Consider the following 23743-nt stretch of genomic DNA (forward strand, 5'->3'; position numbering starts at 1 on the left):
CCAAAACTAACCAAAATTTATAGAAATAAAGGACTTTATAAAGTTTGAGTCGTATGCCTTTCCATCAGGATTACCTTGGTGTTGAACAACCAGCCGTGGGTCAATTGATTCGGGAACTCCGACAAACCCTGAAGCTGACACAGGAGAAGTTTGCGACTCAACTTGGTGTCACATTTCCAACGATCGCTTGCTGGGACAATGGACATACGGCTCCTTCTTATTTGGCACTTAAGCAAATTCACACTCTGCTAAACCAATTATCTGAGTTCCCTGATGCCGCCTTACGGAAATGCAGTCAGACAATTCGAGAAAAATACTTTCCGATAAAGGATCTGCAAGCATGAAGGCAGAGGAACACAAAGCTTGGGCTGAAAACCTCTTTGTTGGTGGTGGCGAGATAGGTGCATTGTTGAGATCGCACGATTGGTCACAAACGCCGCTAGGGGCTGTGGAAGCCTGGCCGGACAGCCTGAAAACGGCTGTGCAGATTCTGTTGACAGAACTCGATCGAGCCAAGCCGCCCGAAAAAACGCAGCTAGAATCCGATCTGCTGCTGGTTACCACATCAACAGATGCCTTACGTCAAGCTGCCCAAGCCGATGCGTTTCGAGTCAAGCTCACCAATGCGCTACGTTTGCTGACTGATGCTAATGAGATTCAGGCGATCGCTGCCTGCATTTTAGGCGAGTCTCTAGACGCAAGCCGCGTCATTTACATTGAAGTGTTACCGGGCGGCAAAGAGGTTATCGTTCATAAAAACTACACGAACGGTGTTGCCGAATTGAGCGGACTGTACCATCTAGAAGACTTTGGGCGCAACCTAACAGATGACCATCAAGCGGGGCAAACGGCGATCGTTCCTGATGTGGCAAACTACCCCAAATACACAGCCAGCCAGAAGGCAAGGTATCTAGCAATCGATATTGCCGCGCATATTGATGTGCCTCTGATCAAAAACAATCAATTTGTCGCCTTGCTAGCGGTGCATCAGGCAAACCCTCGCCCGTGGACGGAAGACGAGGTGAAACGAGTCGAGGAAACAGCAGAGCAGACATGGGCAGCCGTCGAGCGTGCCCGTGCCGAAGCAGCATCACGCCAGAGCCGCGCCGAACTCGAACGGCAACTGCGAAAGTTTGACGCGATCGTCGCTGCAATTCCCGATTTTGTTTACACCTTTGATTTGGCGGGACGGTTCACCTATATCAGCCCGGCGTTGCTCAATCTTTGGCAGAAAACTGCGGATGAAGCTTTGGGAAAGAACTTTTTTGAACTCGATTATCCAACCGATTTAGCGACCAGACTTCAGCAACAGATTCAACAGGTAATCGCCACGCGCCAGCCGCTCAAAGACGAAACACGCTACACTAGCGCCATCGGTACACGCGCTTATGAATACATTTTCGTGCCACTTTTGGGTATAAATGGCGCAGTAGAAGCAGTGGCAGGCGTAACGCGAGACATCACTGATCGCCAACGGGTAGAAGCAGCCTTGCGCCAAAGCGAGGAACAGACTCGGAATATTCTGGAGAGCATCGCCGAAGCTTTCTTTGCCCTGGATGAGAACTGGCGGTTTACTTACATGAATCCATCTGCCGAAACACTACTAGATCGCACTCCAGGCGATTTAGTTGGCAAGAATTTGTGGGTAGAATATCCAGGACTGATTGGCAATGAGTTGGCGCAGGTATACTGGAGCGCCATGCAAGATCGTGTGGCTGGGTCAATGACCGCGTTTTACCCGGATCACGATCGCTGGTACGAAGTTCGCACCTACCCCGCTCCAAACGGTATCACCGTTTATTTCAGCAACATCACAGAGCGCAAACAAGCCGAACGACAAGTGGAGTTTTTGACCGAGTTAAGCCGAAGACTCAGCACGGTGAAGGATGCGGTGGAAATTAACCGCATCGTCACGCGCGAAGTTGGAACGTTTTTGAACGGGCATCGCTGTTATTATCTCGATGTCACGCCGGGCGGCAGCCAGGTAACGGTTTTACCCGATTGGCGGCTCGACGGATCAGATCTTGCCGGAACTTATGACCTCGCCCTTTTCGGCGCGAAGGAATGGTGGGAAACAGCGGCACGTCAACCGTTCGGGATTGACGACGTGAACACACATCCGTGGACAAAGGATTTTGCGGACAATTACACGCTCATTAATCTGCAATCCTACGTCATCGCACCGTTTGTCCGTGAAGGGCGTTGGGTGGCTTCGATCGGAGTCAGTTCCGACAAGCCGCGCCATTGGACGGCGGATGAGATGTTGTTGTTAGAAAACGTTGCGGCGCGTGTCGCTCCGCTGATCGAACGCGCCCGCGCCGAAGCAGCTCTGCGCGACAGTGAAAACCGCTTCCGCATGGCGATCGAAGCAGCCCAATTAGGCACCTGGGACTGGAATTTCATTACCAACCAATTGATTTGGGATGAGGGTTGTAAAGCCATGTTTGGCTTACCACCAGAAGCCAACAGCAGCATTGAGGTCTTTTTTGCCGGACTGCACCCCGACGATCGCGAACGACTAGAACAGGTGCTGCAATGGACTTTGAATCCAAAAAGCAGCGGCAAGTATGACGTAGAATATCGCACGATCGGGATTCAGGATGGAGTTGAACGGTGGATTGCGGCCAGAGGACAGGCTTACTTTGATGCTGCCGGCAATCCACAACGCTTTGTCGGCACTGTGCTCAATATCACTGAGCAAAAACGCATTCAGGCAGAACGAGAACAACTCCTTGCCCGCGAACAAGCTGCAAGAGAGGCAGCCGATCGCGCCAACCGGATCAAAGATGAGTTTTTGGCGGTACTGTCCCATGAATTGCGATCGCCTCTCAATCCGATATTGGGCTGGGCGCGCTTACTACAAAACGGCAACCTGAGCGAAGCCCGTAGAGTCGAAGCCTTAAAAACAATCGAGCGCAATGCCAATCTACAGACGCAACTAATCGAAGACTTGCTCGACATCTCCGGCATCATGCAGGGCAAACTCAGCTTAACAGTGGCTCCGGTCAGTTTGATATTTGTGATTTCTGCCGCAGTTGAAACGGTGCGTTTGGCAGCAGAAGCAAGAAATATTGCGATCGCTCTCGATCTTGACTCTGAGATCGCTCCGATTTCTGGCGATGCAGTCCGCTTGCAACAAGTGGTGTGGAATTTGCTTACCAATGCGGTGAAGTTCACACCCAACAGCGGACAAGTGACGGTTGAACTGCGGCAACTCGACGGGCTAGCTCAGATTCGGGTAATTGATACTGGCAAGGGCATCAATCCACAGTTTTTGCCCCATGTATTTGAGTATTTTCGGCAAGAAGATAGCTCAACGACACGCAAATTTGGCGGGTTGGGGTTGGGGCTAGCGATCGTGCGGCAAATTGTAGAAATGCACGGAGGCACGGTTACAGCAGAAAGTCAGGGTGAGAATCAAGGCGCAACCTTCATTGTGCAATTGCCCCTCATGCAGCAGACAACAGCGATGCCTGAGGCAAGAGCAAAGCTCAACGCATCCGAGTCAATCCACACCCAGACAGAAGCAGAAGTGCCTTTAAACGGCGTTCAAATTTTGCTGGTGGATGATGAGCCAGATACCCGCGAATTCCAAGCATTTGTGCTGTCACAAAGCGGGGCAAATGTAACAGATGTTGCTTCTGGCTTAGAAGCTTTGCAAGCTCTAGAGCAGTTCACTTTTGACGTGCTAGTGAGTGACATAGGCATGGCACAGATGGACGGCTATATGCTGATGCAGCAGATTCGCTCTCGCCCACCGAATCAAGGAGGAACCATTCGGGCGATCGCACTGACTGCTTATGCCGCAGAAATTGACCGAAAAAGAGCACTTCAGGTAGGATTTCAAACTCACATTACCAAACCTGTAGAGCCAGAGAAGTTAGTGAGGGCGATCGCAAACTTGCTAGAACGCAACTAAAGGACTTCCAACTTAAAAAATATCCTATCGCTTTGTTGGCAGGGAGCAGGGAGAAAGAATTAGGGACAAATCATTTGTATTAGGCATGAAGTGAAATGGTATAAGTCTTGATTTTATAGGGCAGCAAAGTATTTAATCGGGTCATATAGGAATCGGATTTGATTATTAGACCTATTGCATAAGTCAAAATTTTGAATATCAAACCACAGATAAACACAGATGAACACCGATAAATATCGGTGTTCATCTGTGTTTATCTGTGGTTCCTTTTTTGCTGATTAGCATTTTTGCAAGAAGTCTATTGAAAAAATCTAGGTATAGTTAGACTGCGTTTTTACGAGCAACAGCCATGATGTGAGCACTCATTCCCAACACAGATGGTTCAGTTTCTAGCCAACGGATAGCTTCCAGAAGGCGATCGCGACGAACTGGCTCATTCCAATGTTCTTTAAAATTTTGTAGTAACCAGCCTGGCCCTTCAATAGCCAATGTACTTTGATAATATAAACCTGCTGCTTCAATCTCGGCTTTAAGTTCGTCAGGATGATGTAAAAAAGCTGTGGTGAAGTAAGCAGGATGATTATTTGGGTTGCGGTGTTGACCGTCAATTAAATCCTGTTGCACAATTTTCACAAATTCAGGGTCATCTAAATAACCTTGAAATAATCCATCTAAGGTCGAAGCAAAGCGAGAAATTCCCACAGCGAAGACAAAACCCCCACTTTTTAAAATGCGGTGAGCTTCACGCAGAGCCTGTATTCTATCTGTACGCTCAGTCAAGTGATATAAAGGCCCAAGTAGAAGAACAGCATCAACACTATCATCTGCCCGATTTAATTGACGAGCATCTCCAACTGCCAAACTAGCTAGAGGATAATTTGGTTGCGTTTGTGCAAAGCGTTGAGCTTGCTCAATGTGCATAGCAACCGCATCAATAAGATGAACTTCATAGCCTTGTTGGGCAAGCCAGTAAGAATAAATACCAGCGCCACCACCAACATCAAAGATAACCGCAGGTGCAGCAGGTAGGTAACGGCTGAGAATTTCTTGGGTTCGAGCTAATTCCAGCACACCTGTACCTCGTGATAACCGCTCTTGCTCGTGGCCACTTCCGTAATGGATTAAAGCCTCATCTGAAAGCAGGCTATCAAAATCAGATAATGACACTAGATTAATTCCTTAAATTACAGCTATAAATTATTCTCCCTCGCTCTGCTGCTGTACAGCGAACTTGACATAATTAGGGTTAATGTATTCACCAATACCACCCCGTTCCTAGACGAGTCCTAGCTGACTCGTCTAGGTTGGGATGATTTACAACATTGAGAACTTACTGCGATCGCTCTACTTGATTTAGTGATTCTTAAATTGTTCATCTACAGGAATTTTATAACCATCAGCAAGGCGATTGGTCATATTCGCAGTGGCAACGATCGCCAACAGTTCACCAAACATAGTATCGCTCATGCCTTTAGCACGTCCTGAGGCACTGTGTGAGGCAATGCAGTAATCACAGCTATTTGTTACACTCACGGCGATGTAAATTAGTTCGCGCATCAGTGGATCAATCTCACCAGGACTAGTCATCACTTCCTTGACTGCTTGCCAAGTGCGTTGCAGCGTTGGAGGATGATTGGCGATCGCTTTCCAAAAATTGTTGATATATTCAGTCTGGCGCGTGGCACGGATGTCGTCATATACAGCCCGCACTTCATCGCTAGCGTCTTCGTATTCGATTAGATTTGTCATTTGTCATTTGTCATTTGTCATTTGTCATTGGTCATTTGTCATTGGTCATTGGGCATTTGTCTTAGTTATTATTTCCCTCATCCCTCATCCCCCATTCCTTGTCCTCCTTGTCTCCCTTGTCTCCCCAATCCCTAGTCCCTAGTTTTTAAAACTGAGCGATAGCGACCGAGTGCAATTAAAGGAAAATACTGTTGATAGAGGTGATATTTCAGATAAAAATGGCTGGGGAAGCCTGTACCTGTAAAGTCTGCCTCAAACCAAGTGCCATCAGGCTTTTGGGTTGTCAACAGGTAGCTAATTCCTTTTTCAATGGCATCAAGAGCGAATTTGTTAGTAGCTTCACCTGCTGCTATTAGCCCAATTAAAGCCCAAGCTGTTTGGGAAGCAGTACTAGTGCCTTGTCCTTTAAGGCTAGGATCGTCATAGCTGCGGCAAGTTTCACCCCAGCCACCATCAGGGTTTTGGCAACCAACTAACCAAGCTGCTCCCTTTTCGATACTATTTTTTTGAGTTAGAGGCGCAACTAAAGCTAGAGCCGAGAGAACGCCACTGGTGCCATAAATATAATTTACTCCCCAACGACCAAACCAGCAGCCTTCGGGTTCTTGTTCGCGGAGAATGTAGGCGATCGCTTTTTCAAAATTCTGGGTATCTATTGATAGGTTACAAGCACCCAGCATTTCCAGTACCCTGGCGGTGACATCTGCTGTGTTCGGGTCAATCATGGCTTTTAAGTCGCCATAGGGTACAGCGTTGAGCCACTCTTGATCGTTGTCGAGGTCAAAAGCTGCCCAGCCACCAGGTTTACACTGCATGGAAGCAATCCAGTTCAATCCGCGGGCGATCGCTGCTTGCTTTAATTTTTCATTCGGGAGTTTCGCTTGATGTAGCGCCATCACCACAACAGCAGAATCGTCTACATCTGGGTAAAAGCGATTGTCGAATTCAAATGCCCAAGCACCTGGTTTTCCTTGGCGATTTTTGACATTCCAATCACCATAATCAAGAATTTGCTTGTTGATTAACCATTCTCCCGCTTGCACTACAGCAGGATCATCTGGAGCAAAACCAGAATCTACTAAAGCACGAATTGCCCAGGCTGTATCCCAAACTGGGGAAACACAAGGTTGGACGCAGTAGCTATCTGCGGTTTCAATCGCAAAGTTATCAACTGCTTTTAATCCCCGTTCTACAATTGGGTCGGCTGGGTCATAACCTAGACAGCGCAAAGCTAACAGAGAATTGAGCATGGCGGGAATAATCCCACCCCAATCACCTGTAGCTTCTTGGCGTTCGATAATCCATTTTTCTGCGGCTTTGATGCTTTCGTCGCGGAAAGGAACGAAATTCAAGCTTTCTGCCAACTTAAATCCTTGATCGAGAGTGATAAATAAATCAGTCCAATTGCCACTACGAGGTAATTCCCACTGGACGCGATCGCGTCCTTCAGCATAAAGTTCGTCTACAGTAATAGCTGGGTCAATCTGAAACACAGGTTTACTGTCACAGACAATCAACAGCGGTACAGTACTCGATCTCGCCCAACTCGACATTTCGTAGATATTGACGGGGAAAGCATTGGGCAGAAGCATAATCCAAGGCGGTAGTGAGGGAATGCCGCGCCAGTCATAGCATCCAATCAGGGCCAGGTGTAGCTTAGTAAAGATGCGAGTTTTACTGATGCCACCGCGTTGGAGAATAAAGGCTTTAGCCTTGAGCATTGCTGGATCGGTGGCGGGAACACCTAACAGTTTCAAAGCCATGTAAGCTTCCACCGAGGTACTCAGTTCTCCTCCATCCCCGTAAAACAGTTCCCAGCCTCCATGCTGCCGTTGTTGAGCACGCAGGTAGGTTTCAACTTTATGTAGGGGTCTGGTGCTTTCTGTTCCCCAAATTTTATGCAGAAGGACAGCTTCAGCAGTAATAGTGACATTAGATTCTAACTCTGCCCACCAGTAACCTGCCGGATTTTGAATTGACAGCAGATATTTTTGACTGGCTGCGATCGCCGCTGCGACTTGATTGACTGTTACCCTGTCTTGAGTTTGCATCAAATACTATTCCACCTCAACACCACAACGGTGAAAAATATTTTCCCATAATCAGCAGACATAGTATCCTGTCTGAGGCATTGAGAATGGGCAACAAGTCATGGTGGGATTTGTATTAGCGCTAACAGTTTTATCTTTAGTGATTTGGATAGGATTACTGAGTTTACGGGGGCAGTTTTGGCGATCTGATCAGAAATTAGAAGCGACAGAAATACCGCTACGATCTTCGCCGAGGATTTGCGTGGTCATTCCGGCGCGTAACGAAGCTGATTTACTGCCAATCACTCTGCGATCGCTGCTAACTCAAGATTATCCTGGTGATTTTAACGTTTTTTTGGTAGACGACCGCAGCACCGACGGCACAGCCGATTTTGCGCAAGGGGTTGCTTGCGCCTTGAATAAACCCGAAAAATTGCATATTATTTCCGGCAAATCCCTAGCGCCTGGTTGGAGTGGCAAACTCTGGGCAGTTGAGCAAGGTATTCAAATAGCTACTGAATTTACACCTGATTATTTTTTACTTACAGATGCAGATATTGAACATGACTTGGGCAGTCTTCGCCGACTAGTAGCAAAAGCTGAACAAGAAGATTTAGACCTAGTTTCGGTGATGGTGCGCCTTAGATGCGAAAGCTTTTGGGAACGACTTTTAATTCCAGCTTTCGTCTTTTTCTTTCAAAAACTCTACCCTTTCCGCTGGGTTAATCATCCCAAAAATGCCACTGCTGCTGCTGCTGGCGGGTCTATTTTGATTCGCAAACAAGCACTTGAGCGCATTGGGGGAATTGCAGCGATTCGCCAAGCCTTAATTGATGATTGTGCCTTAGCTCATGCAGTCAAGTTAGGCAAAAATGGTAGAGGACATATTTGGCTAGGATTAAGTACTTTAACTCGGAGTTTACGTCCTTATACCACGCTAGATACAGTATGGGATATGGTGGCGCGTACTGCTTACACCCAACTAAATTATTCTCCATTGCTATTAGTTGGCACAGTCGTAGCTATGACTTTAATTTATTTAATTCCACCTGTCGCTGCTATTTTAGGTGGTTTGACAGGAAATTGGGCGATCGCTCTTGTTGGTTTATCTGCTTGGCTATTGATGACCTTAGCTTACTTTCCTACTATCCGCTTTTATAAATGTCCTCCCTGGCTAGCTTTTTGCCTACCTGCGATCTCTTTTCTTTATACATTAATGACCATAGATTCAGCTATACGTCACTGGCAAGGGCGCGGCGGTGCTTGGAAAGGTCGCGTTTACCCTGGTTGATTACAAGATGATATTCACTCGTAGGGGCACGGCACCGATAAAATGTCTGTTTTACCGAAAGTCTACGGATGCCGTACCCCTACCATCCATTTTGGTACGCTCGATGAATTCCTATTCACCAGTTCTTGTCATGCGCGTTATAGTTGCGGTTCGCTAAACAGCAATTCCTGGGATTTTTCTTCCACAAACTACCACGCACCAGTCGCTAAAAAAATTTATCGCCCTTCGCGCGAAAGGGTTAAGAAAGGAAAAGAAAACAAGGGTAGAGAGCTAAAGGGAAAGAGTGTAAAGTGCTAATAAGCTCTGCCCGGAACCACCACAACCCGAAAACCCACGTCGTTGTCCCTAAGGTCACGCGCGAAATAGACGCGATCCGCCGAACGGCAAATCCCGGGAAAGCTATCCCACGAACCACCACGTATCAGCCGATATTGATTATCATTGCCACTTAACCAAGCACTGCCGTTTGTTGGCGCTCCATTATAATTTTCGTGCCGCTCATCCTGACACCATTCCCGTATATTACCATGCATATCAAATAAACCAAAGAGGTTGGCAGGAAATGTTCCGACATCTGTTGTTTGCTTACGATATTCACCCTTTGGTCCTTGGCCGTATGTGTAGTTTCCCTCGTAATTTGCTAAATCGGTCGTAATCGTTTCGCCGAAATAAAATGGTGTAGTTGTTCCTGCACGACAAGCATATTCCCATTCAGCTTCACTGGGTAAGCGATAGGTTTTCCCTGTCTTTTTTGAGAGTCGAGCGCAAAACTCAACTGCATCATCCCAAGACACCTGCTCAACAGGTCGATTAGCACCTTTAAATTTGGCTGGGTCGGGAATTAAATCAATATTTACCTTATCAAGAGCAGCAACGGCTTGCCATTGACTCTGAGTAACAGGAAATTTACCCATGAAAAATGGTTGAATGGTGACAATGTGCTGAGGGCTTTCAGACTCATATCGTTCTGGCTCATTCTCTGGGGAACCCATGAGAAATTTACCACCAGGAATTGCAACCATTTCCAGAACTACGCCATTACTCAGGCTTTCTGTAAAAAACTCGGTGCGTTCCTGACTGCGGTAGATGGGTTTTCCCTGAGCATTGACTATCACTATTTCAAACTCAAACTGATTCGCTGACTCTACATCTTTAATGGTTTTTGCCTGCACCTGTGGAGGGTTTTCGGGGGTAAGGTTTTTTGGTTGACCAAGAATCTTTTCTTTTATTGGCGCAACATCTTCATCTCTCAGTCCTAAATGTTGTTGATAATCTTTCAAATCGTTGAGAGTAGTTTTGCTCAGTGTAGGCTCATCTTTAATTGTCTCAATTAGAGTTGCTTCATATTCGGCTAATTTCCGTTGATAGTCCCGATATGGTTGTAAAACTTCAGCTTCAATCGCATCAGCAATCTTATCATCAAGCTTCCATTGGAGACGCAATGAGTTTAATAGGCGACGGGCGGGTATGGTAAACTTGCCACGATTAAGGCGGCGTTCCACTTCCTTGCGATATTTCAGCTGAGGATCATCCTTAGGCGACTTAGCCAGAAAAATCCGGTAACCTTCCTTAATAGGATAAAACTCTGGTGTCATGGCAGGAGATGCTTCTTGCACCTTGCTTTTCGCATACCCATGCAATTCATCTACCGAAATCCAGCCATCGCCATCTATATCTGCTGCACCTTTCTCAATTCCTTCTACCAAATAATGGGTATAAATTGAAAGTTCCAAGCCATCAGACTCAAAAGCATATTGTGTGGAAGTGGAAGCTGTGAGAATTGCTCTACCTTCACCGCCTAAATGCTGTTGCAAATCAATAGTACCGCTATCTTTAGCCGTTAAACCCTTGGCAAAAGCCCCACTAAAGCAGCAATCTAAAATTACCACCAGTCGCTTAGATTTGCTCTGGTTCATCCAACTGTGTACATTTGTCGCTGCTACGGCTGAAGTGGGAATCAACTTTCCCTGATTTTTTCGGGTGTAGCGAGTTGAAAAATAAAAATCACCTTCCTCTACTTTCACACCATGACCAGAAAAATAGAAAAGCAGCAGGTCATCTTTTTGACGATTGGCATATAAATGATAAATAGCATCTTCCATTTCTTGCCGTGGAGGATTTTTCAGTACTGTGACATCCTCCTCAGCAAAACCACCCATTTCTGGGTTGAGCAAAACTCGCCGCATCGCTTCCACATCTTTGACAGCGCTTGGTAGGGGATCTAATCCTGACTCATATTCACTAATCCCTATCAGCAGTGCTACCTTCGCCATCTTAGCTGTCTTGTGTTTTCTGTGTATTGTTTAAAAAATCCTGTGCTTTCTGGAAAGCAAATTCAAACTCTTCCCGACTACTGGCTTCGAGATTAAGTTCTCTGCCATCAGTACCTTTGACTACTAGTTTAATGGGTTTGTTGCCGAAGCGATCGCTCAGAAATTTAAACAAACTCTTGATATTTGCAGGATTAACTTCTAAATTTAGCAATCCCAACAAAAAACCGCCGAAAGCCTTTGCACTTCTAGGTGTATTTTCCACGGCTACTAAATCTGCTGCTTCTACGCCATCTACTTCTTCTAGCTGCGGGCGCAAATTTTCTACTTCTGCTTGCAAATCTTCATCGTCTAAATCCAGCCCAGCTAGAGAAAGTGTCACCTGAACGTTAGATATCGTTGCCATGTGAATGCCTAAGTAGTTTCAATAGTATTTTTTAACGATTGTATCGGTTATTTTCGGTAATTTTGACAATACGCGGGGTGCGATCGCTCAAGTTGTCATGATGAACATCGCATCTGTCGCGATCAACATCGCATCTGCCGTGATCAACATCGCATCTGGCGTGATGAACATCGCATCTGTCGCGATCAACATCGCATCTGCCGCGATCAACATCGCATCTGCCGCGATGGACATCAATGCTGTTGCCAATATGCAAAGTGCGATCGCTAAATTAGGTAGGGTTATGTCTGACAAAATCCCGATATGGTAGTTATTTTTATAAAATTGCTTCCATTTATTCCCAAATCTTCTGCAAATTTAAGATAAATCCGGGTAACACATCTTCTGCGGCAAAGGTTTGAGGTGCTGGCAAAATTTCAACTTGTTGATGAGGACGATATATTTCTAATTCTTGCTTTTTACGGTTAATCAACAGACCCAGACGACAGCCATTTTCAAGATACTCTTGCATCTTTTTTTGAACTTTTTGCAACCTATCTGAAGGTGAAAGTATTTCAATTACAAAATCAGGGCACAGAGGAATGAATTTTTCTCTTTGTTCTTGAGTTAAAGAATTCCAGCGGCTTTTATCAACCCAAGAAACATCAGGAGAACGGTCAGCCCCATTTGGTAAAGTAAATCCAGTAGAAGAATCAAAAACTTCTCCGAGTTGGTTTTGTTCATTCCATTGTGCTAGCTGAAGAATTAAATTAACATTACGTTTTCCCGTCTCTCCCCCAGTAGGCGGCATGATAATTAGTTCTCCTGCGGCATTACGTTCTAGCTTCAAATCAGGGTTATCTTGACACAGCTGATAAAACTCTTCTGAAGTCAGTTTAATTACAGAATTGAGATTTAATGTAAGTGGTGTCATAAGGGTAGTTCCCGTTTTTTGTTCACCGACTGCGCTGCACATCTATAAATATTCTCGCTTGATGAAAGTCCGATTTGCTCAGATCCCCGACTTCCTTGAAGAAGTCGGGGATCTTGTTGTTCACGAGGCAGATATTAATCAGAAAATAATACTCCGGTTACTTCCTCCAATACTTTCAATGCTTGTAAGGAACCTCGAATTAAACGGCTAGCAGCAATAGGTTGTCGAAGTAATGCCAATGCTAAGGGTAAAGAACGCAGGGAACCATCAGGGCTGATTACTGATGTGAGGTCAGGAATATCGTGGTGACAATCATCGCTAACTACACGTAACATTGCCACTGATACCCCCACCGCACTGAAAAACTCTAAAGCGGCAAATCCTTCCATATCTACAACATCAGCCCCTAGAGTCTCACCAAGCTGGCGTTTTTCCGCAGCGGAACAAACTACGCGATCGCTTGTTAGTCCCTTAACTAAATTTAGTGCTGAGTTATGAGTTTTGAGTGCTGAGTATAACTGAGTTGTGAATCTAGCTTCACAAGTTTGAAGCTTCCCCTGATAAACACAGTTATCATACAAAACGACTTTGCCCACAGGGTAGCTGGGAGACAAACTACCACACAGACCCATAAGCAGCACTCTCGCCTGTGGATGATTCAGAAACCGCCCATCCTCTGGTAATTCGTGCAGATATGTGGTCAAAGGTTTTATTCCCACAGGAATAGGAACTACAGTTGGCGTTGAAGTGACACGGCGTAAACCACGACACACAGCCTTGTACTCTGCTCCCTGAGGCACAAGAATTACATGGATGTCATTTGTCATTTGTCATTTGTCATTGGGTATTGTGCATCAGGCATTGAGCATTTCTTCCCCTGCTCCCTTGTCTCCCCTATCCTCCTTGTCTTCCTTATCTCATTTCTCCCCACACTCCCCACACTTCCCACACTCCTTTCCCTTATCCTCCCATTCCCCAATTCCCTTTTCTCTCTACACTTTGGGGCTTACGTTGAGGTAATAATTGGAGAGTGCGGAAAGCGACATTAGTAAGCAGAGGTATCAATTGCGGTTGTAGCAAACGAGAATCATACTTACTCATCCGCTGATGATTTTCCTGAATGCACACTCCCAGAAACTTTTCTAGTGTGAGTTCGTCGGTGAAAGTGCTTGCGCCAGTAGCGGTAAAACCAGTACCACTAGGATCGGAATCGCCAAAGGCGGTAATTAAATTACTCAGTGCTTTGCCATAGTACCAAAGAGTTCTAACGATCCGCAGAGGTAAAAATCCTTGACCGCGATTAATTTGGATGTATGTGAACCAGTTGACAAAAAAGACAATATGACGTGCTTCTTCGTCCAAAATTGGATCGAAAATCGTGAAAAGTGCTTCTGGAAATACTTTAGCGTCACGGGCAATTCCAAACAGCCCAAAGGCAAAGAAGGAATCTAGGCACTCTTCAAATCCAAAGGTTGTGAAGGCTGGCTCAATCTTTGGCGGTACTTCCACAGGAGGACGTTCCGACATTTCGATGCCATAGCGGTCAATTAGTGTCTCGATCAAACGGGCGTGGCGCGATTCTTCTCTAGCTTGGAGAGCGATCGCTTCATGTAACAGGGGATCTGTCACAGTGGCTGCATAACTACTCACCATTGCGCCAGCTTCTCGTTCAATATCAAGTGCTTTTTCCCAAAAGGGAATGGCTTGCAGACGAGCAAGATCTGCATCATTCAAGTCAGGCCAGGGCAGATGCTCAGGCTCATACTCCAAATGGCTATCTAAAAAGCTGCGGCAGAATAATTCCTTGTGTTCAAAAGATCCAAGTTTCATTTCTAAGTTCCATTTTGTAGAAAGGAAAAATTGAGTCATACCAAGGTAACAATATTCAGCAATCTTGCTGATTGGGGAGTACCCGAACTCGCAAACTTTAAGTGATTACTGTAGCATGACTAATAATTGTGTCACCCGCACGATGATTTTCCAAGATGGTCAAGCCTAATAGCTCAAAATCCGCACGAGAACGCTTCAATATTTCTAGATTGGCGATTGAATTTTCGTGGCTGACGGTAGGTTTTTGGATTGCCGTGACGGTAGCTGGGCTTTTGGCTTTCAGTTCCCTCAAGTATGCTTTGTTTCCAGACATTACCTTTCCTGTAGTGGTGGTAAATGCTACCGCCCCCATAGAAACAGCCCTGGATACAGAGACAAAACTCACCCAACCTCTAGAAAAGCGTTTGCAATCCCTGGAAGGAATTGAGGATATCCGCTCATCCACTTATCCAGGTCAAACTGCCGTTAGTTTGTCTTTTGTTGTCGGTACAAACCTCGAAAATTCGACTCGTCAAGTTGAGACTGCACTCAAAAAGTTGACCTTGACTCAGGGAGCAAATTACAAAATTATTCCCTTGAATCTCAATGAGTCATCTGCGATTAGTTATGCCATTGAAAGCCCTTCTGGGAATCTTAGCGATCTGACGAAGTTGGCAAAAGACAAAATCGTGCCAGCGATCGCTAAACTGCCAGGAGTACTCAAAGTAGTACTATTGGGTGCGCCTATTACTTCCCCTCCCCAGTTAGCAGCAAATACAGCTGCTTTACCGGAAGGTGGAGCTACTTTAGTGCGCTTCAATGGCAAAGATGCTTTGGCATTTCAGGTAATTAAAAAGGGCACAGCTAATACTTTGGAAGTGGTGAGCCGAGTGGAGCAAGAAGTTCAAAAGCTTCGGTCTTCTCTCAAAGATGCCAAACTTACCTTAGCCGCTACTCAGGCTGAATATATCCGCAACGCCACCCATTCCACAATCGACGCTTTGATTGAAGCAGTTGTGTTATCGGTAGTTGTGATCTTTCCATTTTTGTGGAACTGGCAAGCTACCTTGATTTCTGCCTTGGCGATTCCGACATCATTGTTGGCGACATTTATCGTCATGGCGTTCTTTGGCTTCAACTTAGAAACGATTACTCTGTTAGCCTTAGCTTTGGTGATTGGTAGTATTGTCGATGACGCGATCGTGGATGTAGAAAACATCATGCGGCACGTCGAAGATGGCGAAAACCCCCGTCAAGCTGCTCTTTCTGCCACCAATGAAATTGGACTTACAGTTACCGCCGCCACTTTGACAGCCGTAGCGGTTTTCCTGCCAATTGGTTTGATGGGTGGAGTGATTGGTCAATTCTTCAAGCCCTTCGGTATTACTGTTTCCGCCGCCATGCTGGCTTCTTTGCTAGTAGCCAGAACTTTGTCACCTGTACTGTCTATTTACTGGCTAAAACCTGCATCGTCCCGTTCTCGCCGTCGCGAATCTAAGCTATGGATTAACTTTGCCCAAAGTTACCGAAATTTGCTGGCTTGGTCTTTGGATCACAAGCGAATAGTCATGAGTTTAGCTTTACTCAGCTTAATTGCGGGTATTGCCATCATTCCCATGATTCCCAAGGGATTTATTCCCAAACTCGATCGCGGCGAATTTAATATTACTTACACCACTCCTTTGCTGAGCTTACCTGAGCATTTAAGGGCAGGACAGGGCGGACAAGGGGCACAAGGGGCACAAGCAGGACAAGCAGGACAAGGGGGAATAGCCAATGCACAATCCCAACTCTCAATTTCCAACCCTTTAGATGATTCTTTGCAAGTTGCTAAGAAACTAGAAGAGGTAGTCAGAAAATCACCAGCTGTGCAAACGGTATTTACCACCGTTGGTTCCCGTGAGGGTGAGCCGAACAAAGGCACAATTTATATCAAGCTCAAGGAAGACCGCAAAATTACAACGGCGGAATTACAAGAGCAATTGCGTACCTCTTTACCGAATCTTCCTGATGTCACTACCAGTGTGGAAGATATTCAATTTGTCGATACTGGTGGTCAAAAACCTTTGCAGTTGGCATTGAGAGGCAACGACCTCAAGGCACTTAGCAAGGCAGCCAAGGCAATTAAAGACCGATTAGTGAAACTACCAGGATTCGCTGATGTCGCTGTTACAGGTGAAGGCAATCAAAAAGACCAGATTTTTCAGATCGAGCGGCTAAATAATCAACGAGTGGCTTATATCAGTGCCAACCTCGGTAAAGATATGTCTTTAGGTGATGCCACAGATAAGGTGGTAGCAGAAGCTAAAGCAGTACTACCCCCTGGTGTGTCTTTAGACTTGGGAGGAGACTCTGCCCGTCTAGGTGAAGTTTTTGGCAGTTTCGGCACTACCTTAGCTCTATCAGCATTGTGCATTGTAGTGGTACTGATTTGGCTATTCAAAAGCTGGGTAGACCCTGTGGTGATTGGCGTTTCTTTACCCTTGGCTTTGGTGGGGGCAATGCTGGCGCTATTAATTACAAAGAGCGACTTCGGCATGATATCACTCATCGGCTTTGTGTTTTTGTTGGGTATTACCAATAAGAATGCCATTCTGATTGTGGATTACATCAACCAATTGCGTAACTCTGGGCTGGAACGCAAAGAAGCCATCCTCAAAGCCGGGCCAGTACGCCTTCGACCAATCATGATGACCACTGCTGCCACAATCTTAGGTATGGTGCCTATCGCCTTGGGTTTGGGTGCGGGTTCAGAGTTGCGATCGCCTATGGCTGTAGCCATTACTGGTGGATTGGTAACTTCAACTGTCCTCAGTTTAATTGTTGTGCCTGTAGTCTATGCAATTTTGGATGACAGGTTTCCGCGTTTTAAAAAGAGGTGGATTCCTTGAAGCAGGTCTTTGTTACTGGGGGTACTGGTTTTATCGGTGCTCATTTAGTCAGGCTGTTGCTGCAAGAAGGCTATGCAGTCAAAGCACTGGTACGCCCTAGCAGCAACCTGGAAAATCTCCAAGGTTTAAAGGTGGAAATTGTCAAGGGTGATTTAAATGACTCCGATCTCTGGCAGCAAATGTTGGGTTGTCAGTACTTGTTTCATGTAGCAGCTCATTATTCTCTTTGGCAAACAGACCAAGAGTTACTCTACCGCCACAACGTTCAAGGTACGCGTAATGTGCTAGCAGCAGCACAAAAAGCTGGTGTTGAGCGCACTGTATATACTAGCTCGGTGGCTGCAATTGGGGTAGGAGAATCTGGTAAAGTCGTAGATGAAACTCATCAGAGTCCCTTAGATAAATTGGTTGGTCACTACAAAAAGTCTAAATTTCTGGCGGAACAAGCAGCCATGCAAGCAGCTAGTGCAGGTCAGGAAATAGTTGTGGTCAATCCCAGTAGCCCCATCGGGCCATTGGATATTAAACCTACGCCAACAGGTGATATTATCCTGCGGTTTCTACGGCGGCAAATGCCATTTTACGTGGATACTGGGCTGAATTTTATTGATGTGCGCGATGTAGCTTGGGGGCATTTACTAGCTTTGCAGCGAGGTAAATCAGGCGATCGCTATATCTTAGGACATCAAAATCTCACCCTCAAGCAACTTTTGGAACAACTCGCTCAAATTACAGGTTTGCAGGCTCCGCAACAGGCCGTACCTGCTTGGTTACCTCTAAGTGTTGCTTGGGTTGATGAAAAAATTCTCGCACCCTTAGGGAAATCGCCCTCAGTACCATTAGATGGTGTGCGAATGGCTCAACAACCTATGTACTACGATGCATCAAAAGCAGTACGAGAATTGGGTCTACCTCAGTCTTCCCTGACGACAGCACTTAAGGATGCTGTCGATTGGTTTGTCAAGGGAGGGTATGTTAAATGAGAAAAAATCGTAGTCAGCGCTCAAGCACTAACTACAAAAACTCAATTTGACTTTTTCGGTGGTGTTTTACAACGTAACAGAGGAGTTAAAAGATCAATGGCGATTAATCTACAACAAGCTATAGATATAGGAAAATATCTAGTTACTCAGCGTTTGAAAGGACGTAAACGCTTTCCTTTAGTATTGATGTTGGAACCGCTGTTTCGCTGTAATTTAGCCTGTAACGGTTGTGGTAAAATCCAACATCCAGTAGAAATTCTCAAGCAAAATCTTACCCCAGAACAGTGCTTTGCTGCTGTGGAAGAATGTGGCGCACCAGTTGTTTCAATTCCTGGGGGAGAACCGCTACTGCATCCTCAAATTGATGAGATTGTCCGGGGATTAGTTGCGCGCAAAAAGTATGTTTACTTGTGTACTAATGGTTTGTTGCTAGAAAAAAGCCTGGATAAGTTTCAACCTTCTCCTTACCTGACTTTTAGCGTCCATTTAGATGGGTTGCAAGAGTTACACGATAAGTCTGTAGACCGCAAAGGCGTTTTTGATATTGCCGTCAAAGCCATTCGTGCTGCTAAAGCCAAAGGTTTTCGGGTGACAACAAACACCACTATCTTTGAGGGTACTGACCCCAAAGAAATGCAGGAGTTCTTCGACTTCTTAGAAACCCTGAATACTGATGGCATGATGATTTCTCCTGGTTACAGTTACGAGTGGGCACCAGATCAGAATCATTTTCTCAAACGCGAACAAACACGAGCCTTATTCAGAGAAATTCTTGCCCCGCAAAAATCTGGTGCGAAAAACTGGAACTTCAATCACAACCCTCTATTCTTAGACTTCCTCACAGGTGAGAAGGACTACGAATGTACGCCTTGGGGTAGCCCAAGTTACAGCGTTCTCGGCTGGCAAAAACCTTGCTATCTATTAAATGAAGGGTATTACTCCACCTTCAAGGAATTGCTAGAAGATACCGATTGGAGTCAATACGGTCGTGCTAGTGGTAATCCCAAATGTGCCGATTGCATGGTTCACTGTGGCTATGAACCAACAGCAGCAATGGATGCGATGCAACCACAAAATATAGCGCGTTCCTTAGGAACTGTGTTTGGTAAGTAGTACAGTTAGACGAAATTAAAAAAGTAGGGTGGGCAATGCCCACCACACCCTAAATATGGTGGGTAATAATTACCATTAATTCCTTTTTTGGCGATCGCTTTTCCAATTTCAAACCTTTCAAACCCGTGTTTTGCTATTTAATTTGCGAAATCTGCTGTCATCGCCGCCAATTTACCACCTTTGATCAACTTTAATTTTTGTCCCCGCCATGCAATTGTGCTACCCACAAAACCACTACACCAAATTGCAAAGTGGAATAAATCACGCACAGGAATTACCCAGAAGAACTTTTTGGCTACTTGGTCATTTAGGATTTTCACGGCAACTATCCAACTCATAAGCAAACGCATCACCCAAGTAATAGCTAGTAAAGTCCAGCCTAATATTGATCCACCCGTAGCCAGTAATAAAAGTAAACTAGCAACTGTACCGTAAGTAAACAGCAGTCCGACATAACCCCAAGGGCGAGAAACACGGATACAACGCGCCCAACGGATTTGGCGCTGGATGGTTTGGGCTAATGTGCTAGTAGCCAATACATGATCGACTATGTAATTAGATAGTATTACTTTGTAACCTGCTTGGGCTGGTAAATAGCCTAGTTGGAAGTCATCTGCAAGATAATCAGCAATAGCTTCAAATCCACCAATTGCTTCTAGTGCCTGTTTGCGGATGACAATGGTAGAACCGAAAGCAAATTTTATATCTTCTAATTGATTGCTAACTAAAATACTAGGATGAAAGTCCGTAGACGTACCCAGCGCTTCTAAAGCTGTTACCCATCCTGGGGCTAAAGAACGATACAAACAAGTAACCACACCCACCTGCTGGTCTTTGAGAGGCTGGATAACTCGTTGCAAATAGTCTTTACCCACGCGAATATCACTATCGGCGATCAGGAAAATTTCGTGTTTAGCAGCAGTGACAGCATTTGCTAGATTACTCACCTTGAGGTTAGCGCCAATGATGCGATCGCTCACCACCAGATGAATATCCACATCAGGAAATTGCTGGATAATTTTGGCGATAATTGCGATCGCAGGGTCTTGGCGATCGCGCACGGCGAAGATAATTTGATAATCTGGATAATCCTGCTGACAAAAAGAAGCCAGGTTTTGTTCAGCATCCCGATCAATTCCGCAAATCGGCTTGAGGATGGTGATAGGTGGATGGAAACCTGGTTCTATAGTATGGGGTTGGCTAAAAAAAGCGATCGCTGCATATATGCTGTAGCAGTAGAACAAGATAGCTGAGAGGCAAAGTATTAACAGCAGCAACGCAATAATTGCAATCTGAGAGTTGAAGAATGAAGTAAACCCCATGTAACATCTCCTACTGTTGGTTGAAAATATTGATAAATTCTATTTATAGAATGGGATAATAGAGAGTTCATCTGATAAATTTCGTTTTTACCCCTAGGAGAGCGCACTCCAGAAATTGCTAATTATATTTTCATGAATCTGATTTATTTTCTTTTACGTTCTTCATGGGGGATGGTGGCGATCGCGATCATTACCGGATTCCTGAGTGGTGGTAGTAGTGCTGGACTAATTGCTCTCATTAGTTCTGCTGCAAATCCTGATACCCACTCACCCCTCACATCCATAGCGTGGGGTTTTGTTGGATTAGTGATAGTTGCACTAATTACCAGCATAATTTCTCAGGTAATGCTAGTTCGCCTCTCTCAAAATGCTATCTTGCAATTACGGATGGGCTTGAGCCATCAAATACTTGCTTCTGAGTTAAGTCATCTCGAACAACTAGGGAATCCTCGCATATTGGCAACTCTAACAGAAGATGTCCAAGCTGTTGCTAATGCCGTATATCTCATTCCTTTCTTATGCATTGATTTGGCGATGGTTTTCGGTTGCCTAGTGTATATAACTTGGCTTTCTTGGTTAGTATTTTTGATGGTTTTCGGATTAATGGTGGTAGCACTTGGTAGTTGCCAATGGCTGTTACGCGGAGGAGGGAAATTGCTTGCTCTTGCCCGTGAAGATCAAGATGTACTGTTTAAGCATTTTCGCACCGTTACCGAAGGCGTTAAAGAACTTAAACTCAATTATCGACGCCGCCAAGTATTTTTAGAAAAACAACTACAATCAACAGCTATTAGATACCGCAATCATAATGTTCAAGGATTGACTTTGTTTGCGACTACTACTAGTTGGGGCAGATTTATATTTTTTTTCGCGGTTGGCTTTTTGTTGTTTGCGTTACCTAATTTGATTACTATTAGTCCCCATACTCTCTCTGGCTTCATCCTAACTTTCACTTATTTGATGTTGCCAATGGACAATATAGTTAATAATTTGCCCCAAGTTATTAGAGCCAACGTGGCTTTAAAAAAGATAGAGTCGTTGGGTTTATCTCTAGCTAGCCGAGTAGAAACATCAACTGTGCCACCAACTGTGAAAACTTCTTGGCAACGCCTACAATTAAAGGGTATTACCCATACTTATTATAGAGATCAAGAAGATAATAGCTTTATCCTCGGCCCTATTGATTTGACGTTATTTTGCAAAGAAATAGTTTTTATTGTTGGTGGTAACGGTAGTGGTAAATCTACCTTAGCCAAACTAATTACTGGACTCTATATTCCTGAAAATGGAGAAATTCTGTTAGATAAAGAGTCAATTAATGACAATAATCGAGAATGGTATCGTCAGCATTTTTCGGTAGTTTTCTCCGACTTCTATTTATTTGAGGAACTTTTAGGCTTAGAAAATCCTGACTTAGATACTAAAGCCAAAAAATACCTCAAGCAACTCCAATTAGACCATAAAGTGAAAGTTGAAAATGGCAAACTTTCTACCACTGAGCTTTCTCAAGGACAGCGTAAACGATTGGCTTTACTCACTGCTTATTTAGAAGATCGACCAATTTATCTATTTGATGAATGGGCAGCTGACCAAGATCCATTATTCAAGGACATATTTTACACTCAGCTGTTACCGGAACTAAGAGATAAAGGTAAAACTGTACTGGTAATCAGCCATGACGATCGCTATTTTGATTTAGCAGATCGGGTAGTAAAACTAGACTATGGCAAAATTGAGTACGACCATGAGTCTGGCAGATAAAACGCAGACACCTTAGTGTTAAACAAATTTTGAACCAAATAATACTGGCTCTACCGTACTTAAACCACATCTATTTTGATAAGTTTTAAAAGTAGTGGGAGCATCTTGCTCCCTGCTCTTCGTAGCGGGTAAGATGCCCGCACCACTCCAGATTTCGATTTATTATTGCGACTTTAGCATAATAGATACTGAAGAACCATAATACTCAAATAAAAAAGCGTTTTTATCCGTCATGGCCTATATAGTTCATGAGGGAGCATCCCACTTTTTTGAACGTCATTGCGAGCGGAGCGAAGCAATCGCATGGACTCGTTCTTAGTTGAAGATTTTGTGATTGCTACGTCGTTCCTCCTCGCAATGACAGTTATTCTCTAGTGGCAAAATAAAAACTGGGATGCACCCGTTCATGACGGCTACTGATTACTTGGGTAAGACATTAGAGTTGTTGCTTGGGAGGCGGTCTTTTTTGACTTGTGGTCTTAAATTGATCTTGAGCACAGGTTCATTCGCGGAAAGTTGTCTTTGTCTGAGCAGTTGAATTTCTCTCTCCATCAATTCTTGACCTTGGCGGAAAAATTCTTGAGAATTATATGGAACCAAGTCACGGGATAAATGTTGAGCTTGTTGTGGAGTTAGGCGAGGCAAGGCTTGTTCAGCATTAACAGCAGTCTGCCCAGCAAGTAACAAAGCAGTTGAGAACCCGAAGGCTGTTACTTTGATGAAGCGGGTAAATAACAGTTTCAACATGATTTCTACCTCTATCACATTAATGCTGCTGCAAACCATGTTGTATTGGTCTGGCTATCAGTAAAATACACTGATTTGCTTGCTCATTACCTCCTACAAAGGGGTTAATTAGCTAAACGAGGGAACGGGAAATAGGGTAGAGAATGTGTAACTAATTTTGTTTATGTACTTTATACAGGTCAGTAGCCTTATCTTTGGAAGTTTATTTTCATGATTTTTGTTCAGGACTTATCGGGGATTGCTGTACTTATTAATACTTTTTGAATAAAGTAAAAATCCTGGTCAAGATAGATACATCAACTGGCACAGCATATAAGTGCAGTATGAAGTAAAAATTTGTCAAGCTTAATACTTTTTAATACCAGAGAGCTTACTGTAAGATTTTGTATAAAAACCTTAACATACTATTTTTATTAGTAAAAACTACTTACACAAATAAACTTGTCATTCATACAGTCATCCCTCTGTGGAATTAATTCTAAGGCATTCCGGAAAATGGGGGAAAAGATCAGAAAACTTATATCAGGACTTACTCAGTA

19 protein-coding genes are annotated in these 23743 nt (G+C 44.6%); 7 read left to right on the top strand and 12 right to left on the bottom strand.

Annotated features, from left to right (window positions below; genetic code table 11):
- The first annotated feature begins 53 nt into the window (after positions 1–53).
- Complete coding sequence (locus BV375_RS01655; protein WP_086756554.1) at positions 54–344, top strand: helix-turn-helix transcriptional regulator; 291 nt, start codon at positions 54–56, stop codon at positions 342–344.
- Positions 341–3919 carry a PAS domain S-box protein gene (locus tag BV375_RS01660; protein WP_166507346.1) on the top strand — a complete coding sequence of 1193 codons (3579 nt, stop codon included), beginning with the start codon at positions 341–343 and terminating at the stop codon, positions 3917–3919. The genes BV375_RS01655 and BV375_RS01660 overlap by 4 nt, the downstream gene beginning before the upstream one ends.
- Positions 3920–4240: 321 nt before the next feature.
- Here the strand turns inward: BV375_RS01660 and BV375_RS01665 are convergent, their stop codons facing one another.
- From BV375_RS01665 to shc, 3 genes are all read right to left on the bottom strand, one after another.
- Positions 4241–5086: a class I SAM-dependent methyltransferase gene (locus BV375_RS01665; protein ID WP_166507347.1), complete on the bottom strand. Its 846-nt coding sequence runs from the start codon at positions 5084–5086 to the stop codon at positions 4241–4243.
- Positions 5087–5272: 186 nt separating this feature from the next.
- Positions 5273–5668, bottom strand: coding sequence for a carboxymuconolactone decarboxylase family protein (locus tag BV375_RS01670; protein WP_086756561.1), 396 nt, complete (start codon positions 5666–5668; stop codon positions 5273–5275).
- A 131-nt stretch (positions 5669–5799) separates the two neighbouring features.
- Positions 5800–7719, bottom strand: coding sequence for a squalene--hopene cyclase (gene shc, locus BV375_RS01675; protein ID WP_086756564.1), 1920 nt, complete (start codon positions 7717–7719; stop codon positions 5800–5802).
- Between the two features lie 100 nt (positions 7720–7819).
- Here shc and BV375_RS01680 point away from each other — a divergent pair, with 100 nt between their 5' ends.
- A complete protein-coding gene (locus tag BV375_RS01680; RefSeq protein WP_086756566.1) occupies positions 7820–8989 on the top strand; it encodes a glycosyltransferase in 1170 nt (389 codons plus the stop codon).
- Positions 8990–9282: 293 nt separating this feature from the next.
- On the opposite strand, the gene BV375_RS01685 is transcribed toward BV375_RS01680, so the two are convergent.
- The 7 genes from BV375_RS01685 to BV375_RS37935 form a co-directional block, all read right to left on the bottom strand.
- On the bottom strand, positions 9283–11262 hold the full coding sequence (locus BV375_RS01685) for an SUMF1/EgtB/PvdO family nonheme iron enzyme (RefSeq protein ID WP_086756569.1): 1980 nt from the start codon (positions 11260–11262) through the stop codon (positions 9283–9285).
- A 1-nt stretch (position 11263) separates the two neighbouring features.
- Entirely contained in the window at positions 11264–11665 is a 402-nt protein-coding gene (locus BV375_RS01690) for a sugar ABC transporter permease (protein WP_086756571.1), read from the bottom strand.
- Between the two features lie 31 nt (positions 11666–11696).
- Positions 11697–11921 carry a hypothetical protein gene (locus tag BV375_RS35700; protein ID WP_143841949.1) on the bottom strand — a complete coding sequence of 75 codons (225 nt, stop codon included), beginning with the start codon at positions 11919–11921 and terminating at the stop codon, positions 11697–11699.
- A 78-nt stretch (positions 11922–11999) separates the two neighbouring features.
- Complete coding sequence (locus BV375_RS01700; protein WP_086756609.1) at positions 12000–12578, bottom strand: Uma2 family endonuclease; 579 nt, start codon at positions 12576–12578, stop codon at positions 12000–12002.
- Between the two features lie 134 nt (positions 12579–12712).
- Positions 12713–13405, bottom strand: a complete 693-nt coding sequence (locus BV375_RS01705) for a phosphorylase (protein ID WP_086756575.1) — start codon at positions 13403–13405, stop codon at positions 12713–12715.
- A 133-nt stretch (positions 13406–13538) separates the two neighbouring features.
- The gene (locus BV375_RS01710; protein WP_086756611.1) at positions 13539–14408 is read right to left on the bottom strand and encodes a ferritin-like domain-containing protein; all 870 of its coding nucleotides are present in this window, start codon (positions 14406–14408) and stop codon (positions 13539–13541) included.
- A gap of 97 nt (positions 14409–14505) precedes the next feature.
- Entirely contained in the window at positions 14506–14721 is a 216-nt protein-coding gene (locus tag BV375_RS37935) for a hypothetical protein (RefSeq protein WP_243713813.1), read from the bottom strand.
- Here BV375_RS37935 and BV375_RS01715 point away from each other — a divergent pair.
- From BV375_RS01715 to hpnH, 3 genes are all read left to right on the top strand, one after another.
- Positions 14663–17278: an efflux RND transporter permease subunit gene (locus BV375_RS01715; RefSeq protein WP_243713812.1), complete on the top strand. Its 2616-nt coding sequence runs from the start codon at positions 14663–14665 to the stop codon at positions 17276–17278. The two genes, BV375_RS37935 and BV375_RS01715, sit on opposite strands and share 59 nt — an antisense overlap.
- Positions 17275–18261 carry a hopanoid-associated sugar epimerase gene (gene hpnA, locus BV375_RS01720; protein WP_086756613.1) on the top strand — a complete coding sequence of 329 codons (987 nt, stop codon included), beginning with the start codon at positions 17275–17277 and terminating at the stop codon, positions 18259–18261. The genes BV375_RS01715 and hpnA overlap by 4 nt, the downstream gene beginning before the upstream one ends.
- Before the next feature lie 96 nt (positions 18262–18357).
- The gene (gene hpnH, locus BV375_RS01725) at positions 18358–19374 is read left to right on the top strand and encodes an adenosyl-hopene transferase HpnH (protein ID WP_086756579.1); all 1017 of its coding nucleotides are present in this window, start codon (positions 18358–18360) and stop codon (positions 19372–19374) included.
- 137 nt (positions 19375–19511) lie between these two features.
- Here the strand turns inward: hpnH and hpnI are convergent, their stop codons facing one another.
- Positions 19512–20696 carry a bacteriohopanetetrol glucosamine biosynthesis glycosyltransferase HpnI gene (gene hpnI / locus BV375_RS01730; protein ID WP_086756581.1) on the bottom strand — a complete coding sequence of 395 codons (1185 nt, stop codon included), beginning with the start codon at positions 20694–20696 and terminating at the stop codon, positions 19512–19514.
- A gap of 132 nt (positions 20697–20828) precedes the next feature.
- Between hpnI and BV375_RS01735 the strand changes: the two genes are divergently transcribed.
- Positions 20829–22457, top strand: coding sequence for a cyclic peptide export ABC transporter (locus BV375_RS01735; protein ID WP_086756583.1), 1629 nt, complete (start codon positions 20829–20831; stop codon positions 22455–22457).
- Positions 22458–22877: 420 nt separating this feature from the next.
- On the opposite strand, the gene BV375_RS01740 is transcribed toward BV375_RS01735, so the two are convergent.
- The gene (locus BV375_RS01740; RefSeq protein ID WP_243713811.1) at positions 22878–23243 is read right to left on the bottom strand and encodes a hypothetical protein; all 366 of its coding nucleotides are present in this window, start codon (positions 23241–23243) and stop codon (positions 22878–22880) included.
- Positions 23244–23743 lie beyond the last annotated feature (500 nt).

Origin of the sequence: Nostoc sp. 106C, assembly GCF_002154725.1 — a bacterium.
Lineage (GTDB): Bacteria > Cyanobacteriota > Cyanobacteriia > Cyanobacteriales > Nostocaceae > Aulosira.